This window comes from Jeotgalibacillus campisalis, from assembly GCF_000829515.1.
Lineage (GTDB): Bacteria > Bacillota > Bacilli > Bacillales > Jeotgalibacillaceae > Jeotgalibacillus > Jeotgalibacillus campisalis.
Genome location: NZ_JXRR01000008.1, coordinates 72220 through 88450 on the forward strand (window position 1 = coordinate 72220; position 16231 = coordinate 88450).

13 protein-coding genes and 1 pseudogene are annotated in these 16231 nt (G+C 43.0%); 10 read left to right on the plus strand and 4 right to left on the minus strand.

The genetic code is table 11. From position 1 onward, the window contains the following. Positions 1-29: 29 nt before the first annotated feature. Positions 30-551 carry a GNAT family N-acetyltransferase gene (locus KR50_RS03755; protein WP_041055101.1) on the minus strand — a complete coding sequence of 174 codons (522 nt, stop codon included), beginning with the start codon at positions 549-551 and terminating at the stop codon, positions 30-32. Positions 552-761: 210 nt separating this feature from the next. Between KR50_RS03755 and KR50_RS03760 the strand changes: the two genes are divergently transcribed. The 3 genes from KR50_RS03760 to KR50_RS03770 are packed head-to-tail and all read left to right on the plus strand — an operon-like array spanning position 762 to position 4350. Then, positions 762-2003 carry an MFS transporter gene (locus KR50_RS03760; RefSeq protein ID WP_052476743.1) on the plus strand — a complete coding sequence of 414 codons (1242 nt, stop codon included), beginning with the start codon at positions 762-764 and terminating at the stop codon, positions 2001-2003. Beyond that, positions 2003-3232 (plus strand): MFS transporter, encoded by a 1230-nt coding sequence (locus tag KR50_RS03765; protein WP_041055104.1) that lies wholly within the window; start codon positions 2003-2005, stop codon positions 3230-3232. Before KR50_RS03760 ends, KR50_RS03765 begins: the two co-directional genes overlap by 1 nt. A 38-nt stretch (positions 3233-3270) precedes the next feature. Next, a complete protein-coding gene (locus KR50_RS03770) occupies positions 3271-4350 on the plus strand; it encodes an NAD(P)H-dependent flavin oxidoreductase (RefSeq protein ID WP_041055106.1) in 1080 nt (359 codons plus the stop codon). Here KR50_RS03770 and KR50_RS03775 read toward each other — a convergent pair. Then, positions 4328-5029 (minus strand): DUF421 domain-containing protein, encoded by a 702-nt coding sequence (locus tag KR50_RS03775; RefSeq protein ID WP_041055713.1) that lies wholly within the window; start codon positions 5027-5029, stop codon positions 4328-4330. The genes KR50_RS03770 and KR50_RS03775 overlap by 23 nt on opposite strands. A gap of 678 nt (positions 5030-5707) precedes the next feature. Between KR50_RS03775 and KR50_RS18870 the strand changes: the two genes are divergently transcribed. From KR50_RS18870 to KR50_RS03790, 4 genes and pseudogenes are all read left to right on the plus strand, one after another. Beyond that, entirely contained in the window at positions 5708-6211 is a 504-nt protein-coding gene (locus KR50_RS18870) for a TGS domain-containing protein (protein ID WP_041055109.1), read from the plus strand. Positions 6212-6254: 43 nt separating this feature from the next. Next, positions 6255-6700 (plus strand): annotated as a pseudogene (locus KR50_RS18875) (His/Gly/Thr/Pro-type tRNA ligase C-terminal domain-containing protein); the annotation flags it as partial. Between the two features lie 200 nt (positions 6701-6900). After that, a complete protein-coding gene (locus tag KR50_RS03785) occupies positions 6901-7506 on the plus strand; it encodes a YdhK family protein (protein ID WP_041055716.1) in 606 nt (201 codons plus the stop codon). A gap of 84 nt (positions 7507-7590) precedes the next feature. Further along, positions 7591-8895, plus strand: coding sequence for an APC family permease (locus KR50_RS03790; protein ID WP_041055112.1), 1305 nt, complete (start codon positions 7591-7593; stop codon positions 8893-8895). A gap of 78 nt (positions 8896-8973) precedes the next feature. On the opposite strand, the gene KR50_RS03795 is transcribed toward KR50_RS03790, so the two are convergent. Together KR50_RS03795 and KR50_RS03800 are read right to left on the minus strand one after the other, a co-directional pair. Beyond that, positions 8974-9648 carry a response regulator transcription factor gene (locus tag KR50_RS03795; protein WP_041055115.1) on the minus strand — a complete coding sequence of 225 codons (675 nt, stop codon included), beginning with the start codon at positions 9646-9648 and terminating at the stop codon, positions 8974-8976. After that, positions 9645-10958 (minus strand): sensor histidine kinase, encoded by a 1314-nt coding sequence (locus KR50_RS03800; protein WP_041055118.1) that lies wholly within the window; start codon positions 10956-10958, stop codon positions 9645-9647. The genes KR50_RS03795 and KR50_RS03800 overlap by 4 nt, the downstream gene beginning before the upstream one ends. Positions 10959-11272: 314 nt before the next feature. On the opposite strand from KR50_RS03800, the gene KR50_RS03805 reads away from it, so the two are divergent. From KR50_RS03805 to KR50_RS03815, 3 genes are all read left to right on the plus strand, one after another. After that, positions 11273-12094 carry an MBL fold metallo-hydrolase gene (locus KR50_RS03805; RefSeq protein WP_041055719.1) on the plus strand — a complete coding sequence of 274 codons (822 nt, stop codon included), beginning with the start codon at positions 11273-11275 and terminating at the stop codon, positions 12092-12094. 14 nt (positions 12095-12108) lie between these two features. Further along, positions 12109-12864: a class I SAM-dependent methyltransferase gene (locus tag KR50_RS03810; RefSeq protein WP_041055121.1), complete on the plus strand. Its 756-nt coding sequence runs from the start codon at positions 12109-12111 to the stop codon at positions 12862-12864. Positions 12865-13100: 236 nt separating this feature from the next. Further along, entirely contained in the window at positions 13101-15842 is a 2742-nt protein-coding gene (locus tag KR50_RS03815; protein WP_041055124.1) for a glycoside hydrolase family 13 protein, read from the plus strand. The last annotated feature ends 389 nt before the right edge of the window (positions 15843-16231 follow it).

The window sequence follows — 16231 nt, forward strand, 5'->3', positions numbered from 1 at the left end:
CTGCTGTAAAAAAACGCTTCTAAACACACTCAAAGAAGTTTAAATAAATACAGGTTTAAGTCATCATCATTTTCGCATGTAGAATATTGTTCGGCCTGTTCACCTCTATACCAAATCCCGGTTCCATCTGGTATGTATCCCCGCTTAATGTACATCCTTTGGGCAGCGCCATAACCGGAGTGCAGGCCTACTGCCAGCGTGACAAGGTTATGTTTTGCTTTAGATAGTGATTCTGCTGTATCCATGATTTTGCTGCCAATCCCTTTGTTCTGAAACTTTATCAACACGTTTAAATCTACAATTTCAGGGAGATTTTTAAACGCGAACGGGCCCTTGTCAGCACAAGGCAGTAAGGTGACATAGCCCGCAGCCTGATGATCTATTTCAGCGACTAGTACAGAAATTTTGTGTTCATTTTGTTTCTGGTAATAGCCTTCAAATAAGTCAGCAGGTTTATGCCATCCCTGCGCAGAAAAGGCGGATACAAATTGTTGGATATCACGATTAATCATGGGACGAATGATCAAATCGCCTTCTTGAAAATAGAGCATTTTCACCTCTCCTTGTCATCGTTGTATTAAAGAACTTTCCTAAAGCTTTTAGGAAGTACTGTAAGCTAAATTTTATCATGGCAGTAAGTATAAAAAGACTTAATTTTCGAAATATGGTATGGTAATGGAAATACTAACGGAAAAGGAGAAAGTCCGATGTAAAACACCCCTTATAAATCATCCAACTGAATAAGGAAAAGGAGCATTTATATGGGGAAAAAATCGTTTCGTTTCTTGTGGATCGGACAGACGATGGCCAATGCCGGGGATATTTTATTTATTGTCGGGCTAATTTCAACCATCTATCTGTTGACGGGTTCTGCAATGCTTATGGCACTGCTGCCATTTTTTAATATGACAGCAAGGTTTGTCAGTGCGCTTTTAGCCCCCTTTTTGCTTGATCGAATGCTTTTGCAGCGGTTACTGGCATTTTCTCAAATGGGAAAAACGGCAGTTCTCTTTGCGCTGGCTATTTTTTCAAGCATTTATTTGACCGATGAGACGATTGGGGTGCTGTTTATTTTTGTGGTGATCATTGCATTTTTAGATGGATGGGCAAGTCCTGCCAGAAATGCCCTGATCCCGAGACTTGTTGAAAAAGAGGAACTTGTCAAAGCTAATAGTTTTATAGGAGTGGCGGATCAGCTCATTCAGCTGGGCATGTGGCCGCTTGCAGCGATTTTTGCCGCATGGCTTGGGGCAGAAGAGGTCGTCTGGCTTACCGTTGGCCTCTACACAATTTCAGCTGTACTGATGTACTTGCTTATGAAGGTTGAGGATATAAAGAAAGCGGAAGATGAGCATAGCCAAACAAAATTTGAAGGATTTAAAGAAGGCTGGCTGACGATTGTGAAAAGTCCATTTTTACTAATTGTAAGTGTGTCAGAACTGATTGAATCCAATGCGAATGTCGTTTGGATTGCCGCTATTATGTATGTCTATGTGGCAGAGGTTCTCCAGGCCGGAGAACAATGGTGGGGGTACGTTAATTCAAGTTTTTTTGCAGGTCTTTTACTTGGAGGCATCCTTGGCTTGCGTTACAGCAGGCGAATTGAAGAAAAGACGAGATTTCTGATTTTAGCAGGTGCCTTGTTTACAGCGGCCGTTACTGTCGTATTCGCATTGATTGAAAATCCGCTGACTGCCCTGGTCTTATCAGCTGCATTTGGGTTTTTCAGTCAGTTAAAAGGAGTGGCTCAGCAGACACTTGTACAAAAAAGAGTGACAGAGCGGCTCCTGCCGAAGGTGTATTCAGCTCAGGAAGCGGCTTACTTTTCAATGTTCGGCCTTTCAACACTGGGATTTGGGTATTTAACGGAAGTGTATGGACCACGCTTTATCTTTTTAGTAGCTGGGGGATTGCTTCTTGCTTCGGCTGTCCTTTTAATAGCGTTCAGACGGCATTTAACAGATGAAGTGGCATCTCCTGAATCAAGGGGGATTGTATCTTGATGAGTCTATTTCGAAATAAAAATTTTGTTGTTATGTGGACCGGACAGCTGGCCACGATTTTTGGAAACAGATTTAGTGAGATCGCTATTCCCTTACTTGTTCTTCAGCTGACGGGATCTTCTCTTAGTGCGGCATTAGTCGTCGTTTGTTCGCAATTGGCGCCACTGCTGTTAAGTCTTCCTGCAGGAAGCTATGTGGAGGCCAGATCGAAGAAGAAGATAGCCATGGGAGCAGATGCTGTCAGCTTTTTTACCATGCTGTCACTAGTGGTGCTGGTTATGATAAATGAAGTGACCATTTGGACACTCGCCTTCGCGCTTTTTGTTCTTGGCGCATCCGGCGTATTTTTCCGGGTGTCATTCGTGGCGATGGTTCCCGGTGTGGCAGGACGAGGCAAGCTCGTTGAGGCTCATACGTATTTTGAAGGAGCCGATGCTTTGAGCACGTTAGCCGGACCGGTGTTTGCCGGACTGGTTTTGTCCGCTTTCGGTGCAGTATGGGCACTCGCAGTAGATGCATTTACTTTTTTTATCTCGTTTTTAGGAATTTTGTTTTTAACGGTCTCTGAAAAACGAAGAGAAGAGAGAAGAGAGATTATTCATTGGACGGGTCATTTTTCTTTAAGGGGTATAAGCCTGTTAGTTAAAAATCCGCTTCAGACATTCGTGACCTTTCATCAGGCTGTTTTAAGCTTTACGACAACCGCCATTACGTTAACGGTTATCGTCTACACCTCGGTTGTGCTGGATTTTAGCGAGTGGCAGACAGGAGTCGTGCTGTCTGCTGCAGGAGCGGGAAATCTGATCGGTGTATTCGTATTAAATAAGCTCAGCAGACTGTCCTGGCGGGTGCTATATGGCGGGTTGATGGCAATTTCAGCAGCAGGCATCTTTTTGATCATGGGGTCAAGTCATCTATTTATTTTATCTTTAGGCATGTTTTTATTTGATGGGGCGCTATCTGTAGCATTTGTGATTAATGGCACTGCCAGGCAGGCGATTACGCCGGATTCATTTTTAGCTCGTGTGGGAGGAGCAGGCCTGCTTCTCGGTGGAGTTGCTGCAATTGGAGGAACTCTTTTTGCCGGCAGTGTTTCGGAGATAATAGATCCAAGAGCAGCTCTGGGATTCTGCGGCTGTCTGCTTCTTTTTGCGTCGATCATTGCTTTTACCTTTAAAAATGGGAAAAGAAGTGTCAGAGAGCTGGAGCCAATTAATTTGGATGAATAGAAACAGTCTGCCTTAAAAATCATCAAAGGAGTGGTTCAATGTGGTCGAATCAGTTAACCGAAGCACTTGGAATTAAGTACCCGATTGTTCAAGCACCTATGGCAGGAGGCATAACAACAACCGAGCTTGTTGCAGCCGTGTCAAATGAAGGAGCACTCGGCATGATTGGGGCTGGATATATGACGTCTTCAGCCCTGTCTAAGCAAGTGAAAGAAGTGAAAGAAAAAACGAAAAATCCTTTTGGGGTAAATCTGTTTGTGCCTGTTCCTTATGCTGCATCAGAGGATGAATTGGAGGCTGCTTATCAAGTATTGAAGCCGTATCGAAAAAAGCTCGGTCTTTCAGATGAAGAGGTTGAAATACCTGATTATGATAGGGACGTAAAGACATTTCAGGATTTCATCGAGGTGATTGTGGAAGAAAAGGTGCCGATTTGTTCATTCACATTCAGCCTGCCGGATCAAAAGGTGATAAAGCGGCTAAAAGACGCCGGGGTGGTGCTGATCGGAACGGCCACCACCGTTGAGGAAGCGATGGCAGTTGAAAAGTCAGGAATGGATATGGTGGTGGTTCAAGGAAGTGAAGCCGGCGGGCACCGGGGTCATTTTCTGAAAAAAAATGAAGAGAGTATGATCGGGCTGCTGTCGTTGATTCCGCAGACGGTCAACCATGTGGACATCCCTGTCATCGCAGCAGGAGGCATAGCAGATGGCCGGGGGGCAATGGCTGTACATGTTCTTGGAGGGGCTGCCATACAAATAGGGACTGCCTTTTTAACCTGCAGGGAAAGCGGAGCAAACCCTGCTCAAAAAGAAGCCATCCTCCGTTCAAGTGAAGAGCAAATAGTCATGACGCGAGCATTTTCAGGGAAATGGGCAAGAGGCATTCAAAATCAATTTATCCATGAAATGAGTGACTTTCAATTTAACGTGCCGTCATTTCCTATACAGAATGCGCTGACCAAAGACATTCGCAGCGCTGCATCCCAACAGGTAAATACGGAATATATGTCCCTTTGGTCCGGTCAAAGTCCAAGAATGGCAAAAGAGCAGACGGTCAGGGAACTGATCCACTCGATCGCAGAACATGAGCATTTCACCTGTACACACAAACGGTAATCTCGCCCTTTTTTGTAACTGTAGCGATTAAAATATTGTCCAAATCTTCATTTTTTCTGCGAATTTGCTCAAGCAGCCATTTTTCATCTTTTCCGCAGAGCATAAGTTCAGCTCTATTGATTTTGCCTTCTTTCACAACTATGCGCGGCAGCTCAAATGGAGAAGAAGCCATTCCCATATCCGCAGGTGTTAGCGGCTGATGCTTAGGGTCCGGGAAAACAGAGATGGTTCCTCCAGGCTCCCACAGCGCAAGCGCGACTTTGCTGAAGTCCTCAAGTTGTTCTTTTCGCAGTTCAGCGAGCAGACTTTCCACTGTAATGCGTGCTTTTTTTAAATGGCGGTAATAGATCTGCCCGTTTTCAATCAGCGTAATAGGCGGCGGATCAACAAGTCTTTTCAATGGGCTGAAGTTCAGCGTTAAAAAGACGCCTGAAAGATAAAGAGTGACCAGCACGCTCATGGTTGTGATGGAGCCTGTCATGCCTAACCCCTCATCTGACAAAGGGTGGGCAATGATGTTTCCGATTAGTAAAGCCATCACAAAATCCATGAATCTCAGCTGGGAAATGGAACGCTGGCCCATGATTTTAGCGATGATCACAAGAAAGAAAAAACCAATGACGGCTCTAAGGCCCCATTCAAAAATAGAGAGGGATTCCTGACCGCTGAAAAAATCCATTGTACGTTCACATCCCGGAATAAAAGTGTTTTTCGTAGTGTTCCTCAAACAGCGAAATCCATTAAAAAGTAAATTCACTCCTTGACAGCTTGAATATCCTTCTATATATTGAATAAAAATGAAACGCGATGACGAGGACATGAATTTTTCTGAACGGTTTTTAGAGAGGGAGGCCATCGGCTGGGAGCTTCCTGACGCAGCAGAAAAAATTTACCCCCTTTGAGTTGTATTGATGAAGGCCAGTAGTCAATACCGCAGGAGCTGTGATAAAGCTGAACAAGCCGTCACTTGATGTTAAGGAGTGCCGGGAACTTGGGTGGAACCACGAGAAGAGCACACACTCGTCCCTATTTTAGGGATGATTGTGTGCTTTTTGTTTTTTATATTTTTTTGTGATGAAAAGGATTTGAAGAATTGTGGACGGTTGAACAGAGAGGGAAGCCACCGGCTGAAAGCTTCCTCAACGCAGCTCAATTCTTTACCGCCTTGGAGCTGAAGGAGTGAAGCAGCAGTAGCTCTTTCCGCAGAAGCTGCGATAAAGCTTGAATGAAGCCAACTTGATGTAGTTTAAAATCAGGATGGAAAGCTGGGTGGAACCGCGGGCTGCACACTCGTTCCTTTTGTATAGGGGATGAGTGTGTTTTTTGTTGTAAATTTTTATGAAAATGAGAGAATAACATGGAAAAAATTCAAATTCGGTTCCCGGATGGCAGAGAGGGCAGTTATCCACGCGGCATATCACTCGAGGAGGTAGCGCAGTCCATCAGCCCTCATTTAAGGAAGAATGCAGCTGCTGGGATCGTGAACGAGAAGCTGGCCGACTTGAAAAGCATTCTTCAGGAAGACGCATCGCTTGAACTGGTGATGCTTAAATCCAAAGAAGGGGCTGAAGTCATTAGACAGACGGCTGCGCAGGTACTGGCGCAGTCAATTAAACGTTTGTTTAATGGAGTGAACCTTGGTACAGGGCCTGTTATAGAGAATGGCTTTTATTACGATGCAGAGCTTGCAGAAACGATTTCTGTTCAGGATCTTGCCAAAATTGAAAAAGAGATGAAAAAGATTATAAATGAAAATTTTCAGATTGAACGTGAAGAAGTATCACGAAAAGATGCGGAAAGAATGTTTAAAGAAGATGCCTTAAAGCTTGAACAGGTAAGCGGGTTTTCGGAGGGGAAATGATTTCGATTTACCGTCATGGAGAGTTTGTTGACGTGTGTAAAGGAAATTCGATCTTTCCTATATCAATGAGAAAAACGAAAAAAGCAGGCCAGTCGTTATTCACCGGCTGTCTTTGGGTCGATTGACCGATTACTAGGAATCTTAATCGAGCATTACGGAGGGGCTTTTCCTCTCTGGATTGCCCCGGTTCAAGTAAAGATTCTCCCTGTTTCCAATAAAGCGCATCAAACGTATGCCAAAAAAGTTTCAAAGCAGTTCAAGCAGCAGGGAATCCGTACAGAGCTTGACCTTCGGGAAGAAAAACTCGGCTACAAAATGAGGGAAGCACAGCTGAAAAAAATCCCGTATATTCTCGTGATAGGAGATAAAGAAATGGAAAAGGAGAAGGTTAATTTACGCGTCTATGGGCAGGAGGGCAGCCGGGAGATCCATATAAAGGAGCTGATTCAGGAAGTGAAAAAAAGCCATGACGTGTTAGAGACTTATTAACTCCAAGTACCTAAGGAAAAATAGTTAGAAAACGACCACTTCAACTGACAAGATATTGGACGGTAAGCGCGGGCGTTCAACTTAATAGTTCTACAGTATAAATCCAAAAAAAAATTATAAAAATTTTTTCTGCAAAGATTCTGCATACAAATAGGGTAGATTATAACTGAATAAACAATTTGGAGGGATTATACGTGGAAATGAAACGGAAGCTTTTGTTAGGAACCATGATACTCACTATGAGCACAGCGCTTGCAGCATGCGGCGGGGAAGAAGACAATATGGGCACAGAAGAAGGAATGGAAGAGAATATGGAAGAGATGGATCATGGAGACGAATCAGATGATTCAATGGAGGGAATGGATCATTCAGATATGCATATGTCCGGTTCTGGTGAAGTGCCTGATGGTCTAGAAGAAGCGGAAACTCCTACCTTTGAAGAAGGGGACACAGCCATGATCACAGAAGCTCATATGGAAGGAATGGAAGGAGCAGAGGCTGTGATTGTCGGCGCATACGATACGGTTGCTTACAGCATTTCCTATGACCCGACTGATGGCGGGGAACGCATTGAAGATCACAAATGGATCATTCATGAGGAAATTGAAGATGCCAGAGAAGACCCTTATGCTGCAGGAGATGAAGTGGAAGTTGACGCTGACCATATGGAAGGAATGGACGGGGCAGCTGCAACGATTGATTCTGTTGAGGAAACAACCGTGTACATGGTTGATTTCACTTTGGAATCCGGTGAAGAAGTGACGAATCACAAGTGGGTTATTGAGAAAGAGCTGTCTGCTGAATAAGAAAAGGTGGTAATTTATTAATTTTTTCGTAGTCTGACTATCAATAGTGAACAGGAAAGTCACTATTAAAGGAGGCAGAATTCGATGAGTGACTATAAGAAAAACAGTATTACATTAACAGGAGCAGTAGGTCTTGGTACCGGTGTAATGATTAGCGCCGGTATTTTTGCCCTATTGGGACAAGTAGCAGAACTTTCCGGTGCGTGGTTCCCGCTAATGTTTATTGCAGGCGGAATCGCTACTGCTTTTAGTGCGTATTCATATATTAAATTGAGTAACGAATATCCCTCAGCAGGGGGAATTGGCATGTTTCTCGTGAAAGCCTATGGTAAAACAACGGTTACAGCGGGGGCTGCATTATTAATGGCGTTATCTATGGTCATTAATCAAAGTCTCGTCGCAAGAACTTTCGGTACGTACACCCTGCAATTATTTGGAACAGATTCAGGAAGCTGGCTGGTACCTGTACTAGGTGTTGGTTTGTTAACAGTCGCTTTCTTGATTAATATTACAGGAAATTCCTTTATTCAAACCTTTACTTCCATTATGTCCCTTTTGAAAATCTTAGGGCTGACCCTTTTTGCTATTGCAGGCTTATGGGCTGCAGGCTTTACTTTTGAGCCGGCTCAACCGGGAACAAATGCACCTGATCTGTCCGCTGCAAGTTATATTGCGGCTATTGCTCTTACTATTTTAGCGTTTAAAGGATTTACAACTATTACGAACAGCGGATCTGAGATCAAGGAACCTAAAAAGAATGTGGGCCGTGCCATTATGATTTCCATTGCTGTGAGTCTCACTGTCTATATGCTATTGGCTTGGGCAGTTTCAGGGAGCTTATCCATCACAGAAATTATTCAAGCGAAAGACTATGCACTGGCTGAAGCCGCAAGACCTGCTTTTGGTGAAATGGGGGTTTGGTTCACAGTCATTATTGCAATTCTTGCGACAGTTTCAGGGGTTATCGCCAGTGTTTTTGCAGTATCCAGAATGCTTGCCATGTTGACAGACATGAAGCTGATACCGCACAAACACTTCGGGATGCCTGGCGATATACAAAAGCATACCCTCGTGTATACGGTTGTCCTTGCGATGACTCTTACTGTTTTATTCGACTTAAGCAGAATTGCGGCTATTGGTGTGATTCTATATCTTGTCATGGACATCATTATTCATTGGGGAGTCTTAAAAAGGCTGAAAGAAAAAGTTGATGCAAATCGGGGGATTGTCACAGCTGCACTAGTGATTGATGGTATTGTACTTGGCGCTTTCATTTGGGTGAAACTGCAGCAGGATTGGTTGATCGTAGCAGTAGCTATAGCAATAACTGTCCTCACTTTTACTGGGGAAAAATTCTTTCTCAAGTCTGTTCAAAGCAAGGAAACTTAAATTAAGCAACGAACCTGGCATTCCCTAAGCATTGCCAGGTTCTTTTTCAATTGTTCTAATTAGGTCCACCGCCTGATTTTAGTTGATCCATTTATAGCCAACTCCCCAAACTGTCTGTAAGTGTTTTTCTAAAGGAAAGCCCATTTTTCTCAGTTTATCACGGAGATTTCTTACGTGTGAATCCACAGTGCGTCCATCAGTCCATGCCTCATATCCCCAAATAATGGTTAGCAGCTGTTCCCGTGAATAAACCCTTCCAGGATTTTTCAAAAGCTGTCCAAGTATAGAGAATTCTTTCGGTGTTACTTTCACCTGCTTTCCTTTGTAAGAAAGTTCATGTGAAAATTCGTCCCAAATCAATTCTCCACATTCAATTTTTCGGGCAAAATCTTCTGAGGTTCTTCTGAATACAGCATGAATTCTTGCAATTAATTCTCCCTCGTCAAAAGGTTTACTAATATAATCATCTGCCCCTGACTGCAATCCTTTGACAATCTCTTCTTTTTCAGTAAGGGCTGTCAGCAGGATGATTGGTATATCTGAAAATCTTCGTACCAATCTGCAGGTTTCGAAGCCATCCATCACAGGCATCATGACATCTAAGATCATTAAATCAGGTTCTTCTTTTTTTAAAAGCATCACGGCTTCTTCCCCGCTCCGCAATTTGAAGCATTCATACCCTAGAGGTTTCAGGTACAGTTCAAGTAAATCCAGCATCCGCTGTTCATCGTCTACTAGTACGATTTTTTTCATGAGGCAACTCCTTTTAAATCAATCACAATCCTTAAACCAGAATAGGTGTTTTCGGCTGAGATTTTTCCATTGTGGGCTTCGATAATTTCCTTTGCAATTGCAAGTCCAAGACCTGTACCTCCAGTCTCTCTATTCCTTGATGGATCAACTCTGTAAAAACGGTCAAATAGAAAAGGCAAATCCTCTTCATTCACGCCCGGCCCTTCGTCTGTTACGACAATACCATCTTTACTGATCGTGACCTGTACTGATTTACCAGGGGGTGTGTATTTTAGGGCGTTGTCCATCAGGTTGATCATGACTTGCTCAAATCGGTTACGGTCGATCTGTTTATAGAAAGTGGAAGATGCTTTAAGCTGAAGGCTGATTCGTTGTTCTGCAAATACAAGCTGTCTCCTGTCGATCATGTTTGTTATAAATGATGTCACTTCCGTTCTCTCGGGTTCTATTGTAAAGTTGTTTTCTTCCATTCGGGCGAGTTCAAACAAATCTTCAATTAACTTGTGGAGGCGTTCTGATTCTTCATAAATAATTCCACCATACACAGATTGATCTTTCTTTAGAAGTCCTGCGTATCCTTTGATGTAGGTAATGGGCGTCCTCAATTCATGGGCAATGGATGTCAAAAATGCTTTGCGGTTTTTTTGCATTTGATGAAGATCTCCAGAGATCTTAGTGATGGCTCTTGCCAGCTCGCCAATTTCATCTTTTCTTTTCATTTCAGGGACTGAGATCACTTCACCCTCGCTCAATTTTTCTGTTGCCTGTCTAATTGAAAGCAGCGGCTTTATGATAACGTGACTTAAAAAATAAAGACTGAAAATCAAAAAGATACTTGTTAAAAGGGCGGCAATTAAAAAATGCCGGTTTAACTCACTGATTAGTGACTGCACCTCCTTGGTCGGTTCGAGCATGATGACACTGCCGCCACCCTTCATCAAACTGATGCTTGCCAAAAACGGTTCGTTTCGCCAATCGTCTTCAACGATTCCTTCAGTTGACGAGATCCATTCTTCTCTCAAATGATTATTTGCGTTGTTGGATGTACCTGCAATTTGACCTGTTTCATTTATAATGATGACCTCTGTACTCGCTTTTTCCTCCATCATCACAACGTGTTCAACTGTACTTGGATCAAAATGATCAACCAGCACATCACGGTGACTGTTCCCACGCTGTTGAAGACTTTCCAGTTCATTTTGCACTTGTTGATTTACTAGCAGGTTGTGCATTACAAATAGAGATACTACTAAAATTAAGGAAATTCCTGATAAATAAAAGAGACTAATTTTCAAAGACAATTTACTCATTTCCACACCTCTTCCCGCATAACCAGTATACGAGGATTTTGTGCAAAAAATATGCAGAAATCAAGCTTTTTAATTAGTTCGTCTGTTTTTATTCAGTGGAAACCGGGTCTGGTCAAATAAAAGAACCGATTCTTATAAATATGGCACTTTTTCTAGTAAATCTTAATGAAAATTGTTCAAAAACCATATATTCTTCACCTGTATTCTGGATGTATGAACTGATATCATAGTATAAATTTTTCACAAATAAGGAGGTCTTCAGAAGAAGAGTGTGGAAAAAGAAGGGTGCCGATAAAAATACAGGAGCGGATCAAATGACCTTTTATATTTGTGAAACGTGCGGAGTTCAATACGAGAGAACAGAACATCCGCCAGAGAAATGCCTAATATGCGAAGAAGAAAGACAATACGTATCACCTCAGGGGCAGACATGGACGACTCTCGAAGCTATGAGAAGCAACGATGTCTACCATAATGAAATTTTGCAGGAGGAAGAAGGGCTATTCAGCATCACGACAACGCCATCCTTTGGAATCGGACAAACGGCTTATCTGGTTCAGGACCAAGGCTTTAATATGCTGTGGGACTGCATCACCTACATAGATGAAAAAACAAAAGAGGACTTGGTCTCAAAAGGCGGCCTTCATGCCATCGCGCTTTCTCATCCTCATTATTATTCTACTCAAGTGGAATGGGCAGAGGCGTTTAACGTCCCGATATATATTCATGAAGATGACCGGGAATGGGTGACAAGGTCTTCTGACAGGATTATTTACTGGAAAGAAGAATCCCTCTCCTTATCAGACGGAATAAAGCTTCACCGGCTTGGCGGGCATTTTAAAGGAGGAGCAGTGCTGCACTGGTCTTCTGACTGGCATAATGGAATTCTCCTGACAGGAGATGTCATTCAGGTGGCAGCAGACCGCAGATGGGTCAGCTTTATGTACAGCTATCCCAATATGATTCCACTGCCGGCAGCAACAGTAGCAAGAATCGCAAATCAAACCGCTTCACTCCCATTTGACCGTTTGTACAATGCCTTTCACCGTGTTGTAAAAGAAGAGGCAGGACAGGCTGTGCAGCGTTCAGCAAGGCGGTATATACAAGCGTTGGAAGGCAAAGATTTTACTACGTAAACGAGGTGACGGAGTTGTTTAGCTACTATGGAAAACTGAGTACAGAGGTCTATAATCTGACAAAGCCTCCCGGGCATTCTATCGACGGGGATATTGAGTATTACACAGATCGGTTAAAGGGTGTAAAGGGACAAATTCTTGAAGCAGGCTCAGGTACGGGCAGGATGCTCATCCCACTTTTGGAAGAAGGGCTGAGGGTAGATGGTATTGATTATTCTGAGGAGATGCTTGATTCCTGCAGGGAGCATTGTGAAAAAAGAGGCCTGTCACCCCAGCTGTATCAGGGAGATTTGAGGGACTTTTCATTACCTGAGAGGTATGACGCAATTATTATGCCAACAGGATCCTTTGCTTTGCTAGACAGCAGGGAGGCAGCAGAAAAGGCACTATCCTTATTTTATCAGCATCTCAATCCAGGTGGCAGGGTGATCATTGATTTGTATCTGCCAGCCTCCTTTCAAGAAGGAGAAGTAACAACAACGGCTTTTGATTTAGGAAACGGAGAAGGCATTACCCTGGAAAAAAAGTCTGTTGAAACAGATTGGATCCATCAGCAAACGGTAACCTATTTAAAGTACGAAAAGTGGAGCATGGGAAAGCTGATTGACACAGAGCTTCAACAGTTCACCCTCAGATGGTACGGGCTTGAAGAATTTATCATGCTACTTGAAAGAGCAGGCTTTAAAGAAGTTACATGTTCAGCGGGCTATCAGTTTTTGCAGCAGCCTTCAAATAAGGAGCAGGTTTTCACGTTTGAAGCAGTAAAATAGGGAGCAAGCAGACTGGGGGTGAGCTGGCAGAGCTTATCCCCTGCCTAGAGGAAAAGAGCTTAAAAGAGCCAGCAGGAGAATCCAATACAGGGTCTGTTTACCTATTTTTTATGCAAACGCTTTCAAAATTATCTGAATATGCTATGATTTTTGGAAGAGCTGTTGCTTTCAGAAGAAAAGACATCTACGAAAATGCAACCGCTTGCACTATTTATATAAAAGGAGAATGATCAGGTATGAAGCGTTTGACTGTTGTGCTGTTATCTTTTGTCTTACTGGTAAGTTTTATCGTCGCACCACTGCTTTCCGTACCTCAAGCCATGGCTGAAGAAGCCCCATACGATTCTGTGGTACTAAGAGGAAGCGCCGCGCCGCTTGATTGGAGCTCAAATCAAAATCCCCTAACGTACGACGAGGAAAGCAAGACGTGGGAAAGTGCCCCGATTCCTTTAACTGGCGGGACAGCATTGGAGTTTAAGTACGTCTATAACGGTGAATGGATGCAGGGAGATAACCTCGTTTTTACGCCGGATCGGGACGGGAACTATGTTTTTATTTTTTATCCGGAAGAAGAGCGGAAAGTGGATGTCCGTCTTGCGGATGACTATGAGGGCAGCATTACATTAAAGCTGACCGTTCCGGATACCACTCCTCAATGGGCCATTCCGACAGTGGCGACAAATTTAAATGCTTACAACTATGAATTAACATCTCTTCAAAAGGGAGAGGGGCCTAATGAATGGGTGTTGGAAATTGAAGGTAACTTTGGAGAAGAGCTGCAGTATTTGTACGGGCTTGGAGCAGAGCAGTACAAGGAAAATAAAGAGGAAAAGCGAACCGCTGTTTTTTCAAAAGAAGGAACAATCATTGAGGATACAGTTGAAAGCTGGGTGGCCGTTCCGATTGCTGAGAACGTTACGCATGATTTTCAGCACACCCCTTTTCTGCCAACAAAAAAGGATAGTGTAACAGTTAAAACAACAGTCGAACATTATGGACCAATTGATTCTGGGGCTGTATATTACACAGCCAATGGATCTTCTCCAAATGGGAAGCGGGGAGAGTCTGAAAAAAGTAAAGTGGTGCCGCTGAACGTGGATTCCACAACAGAGCAGGAAAATGGCCTTTTCATTACCGTTCTTTCGGGTGTGATTCCAAAACAGCCGGATCAATCTCGGGTAAAATACAAAATTGATGTGTGGCACTCAGAGGGTGAAGGCTCTCAATTTGCGGATACAAATAGCTTTGATCAAAAAGAGGCGACAGAGTTTGCGTATTATGTAGACAACTTTCAATCCCCGCAATGGGCGAAGGATGCTTCCATCTACCATGTTTTTGTAGATCGCTTTTATGATGGGAATACAGCGAATAATGAACCAGTAGATCCAGACCTGCCTTATGATGAGCAGTTAAAAGGCTGGATGGGAGGAGATCTGGAAGGAGTAAAGAAAAAAGTCCGGTACATTCAGGAGCTTGGCTTTGATACCATCTGGATCTCGCCTGTATTTGAAGGTCCTTATTCTCATGGATACCATCCGACTGACTTTAAAAAGATCGATGAACGCTTCGGTGATGAAAAAATCATGAAGGAACTGATTACAGAAGCTCATCGGAGAAAAATGAAAGTAGTCTATGATTTTGTACCAAACCATACTTCAAGCGGGCATCCATTCTTTGAAGATGCAAAAGCAAAAGGAGAAGGAAGTCCATTTTACAATTGGTACACCTTCACAGAATGGCCGAATCAGTACAATACGTTTTACGGTATTCCTGAGCTACCTGAATTAAATAATGATAACCTTGCAACAAGACGATATGTTTTAGGTAATGTGGTGCCTTATTGGCTTCGTCAATTAAAATTTGACGGCTTCCGTCTGGATTATGCTAAAGGGCCGAGCTACAGCTATTGGGTTGATTTTCGTCATGCTGTGAAAAAGACTAATCCGAATGCTTTTATCTTTGGTGAGGTTTGGGACACAAGAGAGAAAATTAACTCGTACGCTGGTAAATTAGATGGAGCACTGGACTTTGGTCTTGCGGATACAATGGTAAATGTATTTGCAAAGGACTCATCTATGACAGAACTGAGCACGACGATAGCAGATAATCTTTCAACGTATCCGAAAGAATATCAAATGGTCACGTTTTTAGATAACCACGATAAACCAAGATTCCTGTTTGAAGCAGAGGGAGATGTAAATAAACTGAAACTGGCTGCAGCTGCACAATTTACTTTGCCAGGCACTCCTGCTGTTTATTACGGCACAGAGGTTGGTTTGTCGCAAAGTAAAGATCATAATCTGGTGCCTGACTGGAAGGATCGCTATTACCGTGAATTGATGCCATGGAAAAAAGAAGATCAGGACCTGGAATTGAAAAAATTCTATAAAGACCTTGTCGCTCTTCGGAACAAGGAGCAGGCCCTGCGCACAGGTTCGTTTAAAGAAATCAGTGTGACAGAGGACGTATTTGTCTATGAGCGGAGCACGAAAAATAAGAAATTTTTAGTTGTTCTGAATAAAGGCGATGCATCGGGCTTATCGCTAAATACGATCTATAATCAGCCCTCTTTAGAAGGGGTAAAACTGCGGGACGCAATGGACCGGAGAAAATCAGTCCAACCTAAAAAGGGGGAACTGACTGTCAGAATGGCTGCCCAGTCGTTCACGGTATACGAGGTATCAGGCAAGCTCGAGCAAGCGGCGCCTGATGAAGCCAAAAAGTATAAGGAAGTTATCGTTAGAGGAAGCGAGCCGTTCAACTGGGAAAACAATGATTTTTCATTGTCTTATGATACCAATGAAAAAGTCTGGAAAACCAAGCCAGTCAAGCTTTCAGCAGGACAAAGAGTTGAATTTAAATTTGTCAGGGACGGGGAATGGCTCGAAGGGGACAACCTGGTCTACACAGCTGAGACCGAAAAAGAATATGTATTTGTCTTTAATGCGCTAGACGAGAGAAAGGTGGATGTTCGTTAAGCTGGAACGTAAATAATAAAGAAAAAAGAAAGGGCCTGGGACAAAAATGTCTCAGGCCCTTTGGCCGGTTCGCTGGCTCCGTTCATCTCTTACTAATTATTAATCCTGCCTAGTTTTTTAAAAGTTTTTTGTGTTTTGGCTCACCGTTTTTAAATTTAGCTATGTTCAAGATTGTTGTTGAAATTTGAATCACCAGTACTCAATGGTTATAGAGATAATTTAATCCCGATTGTCGATACATAGGTTGTCTAAGTTCACGGCATAATCCTATCTCTTATTTAACTAACGCAGCAGGATAGTTGAAGAATCGGCTTCGAATTAACAGACTGTTTGAAACTAAATTAGAATATTATCGTAAGTGTAATGTAAGGGATAATGAGGGTAGTTGT

Excerpts from the sequence above, each read along its gene's own strand:
- KR50_RS03755 (WP_041055101.1), bottom strand. The coding sequence starts at position 551 with ATGCTCTATTTTCAAGAAGGCGATTTGATCATTCGTCCCATGATTAAT.
- KR50_RS03760 (WP_052476743.1), top strand. The coding sequence starts at position 762 with ATGGGGAAAAAATCGTTTCGTTTCTTGTGGATCGGACAGACGATGGCC.
- KR50_RS03765 (WP_041055104.1), top strand. The coding sequence starts at position 2,003 with ATGAGTCTATTTCGAAATAAAAATTTTGTTGTTATGTGGACCGGACAG.
- KR50_RS03770 (WP_041055106.1), top strand. The coding sequence starts at position 3,271 with ATGTGGTCGAATCAGTTAACCGAAGCACTTGGAATTAAGTACCCGATT.
- KR50_RS03775 (WP_041055713.1), bottom strand. The coding sequence starts at position 5,029 with ATGGATTTTTTCAGCGGTCAGGAATCCCTCTCTATTTTTGAATGGGGC.
- KR50_RS18870 (WP_041055109.1), top strand. The coding sequence starts at position 5,708 with ATGGAAAAAATTCAAATTCGGTTCCCGGATGGCAGAGAGGGCAGTTAT.
- KR50_RS03785 (WP_041055716.1), top strand. The coding sequence starts at position 6,901 with ATGAAACGGAAGCTTTTGTTAGGAACCATGATACTCACTATGAGCACA.
- KR50_RS03790 (WP_041055112.1), top strand. The coding sequence starts at position 7,591 with ATGAGTGACTATAAGAAAAACAGTATTACATTAACAGGAGCAGTAGGT.
- KR50_RS03795 (WP_041055115.1), bottom strand. The coding sequence starts at position 9,648 with ATGAAAAAAATCGTACTAGTAGACGATGAACAGCGGATGCTGGATTTA.
- KR50_RS03800 (WP_041055118.1), bottom strand. The coding sequence starts at position 10,958 with ATGAGTAAATTGTCTTTGAAAATTAGTCTCTTTTATTTATCAGGAATT.
- KR50_RS03805 (WP_041055719.1), top strand. The coding sequence starts at position 11,273 with ATGACCTTTTATATTTGTGAAACGTGCGGAGTTCAATACGAGAGAACA.
- KR50_RS03815 (WP_041055124.1), top strand. The coding sequence starts at position 13,101 with ATGAAGCGTTTGACTGTTGTGCTGTTATCTTTTGTCTTACTGGTAAGT.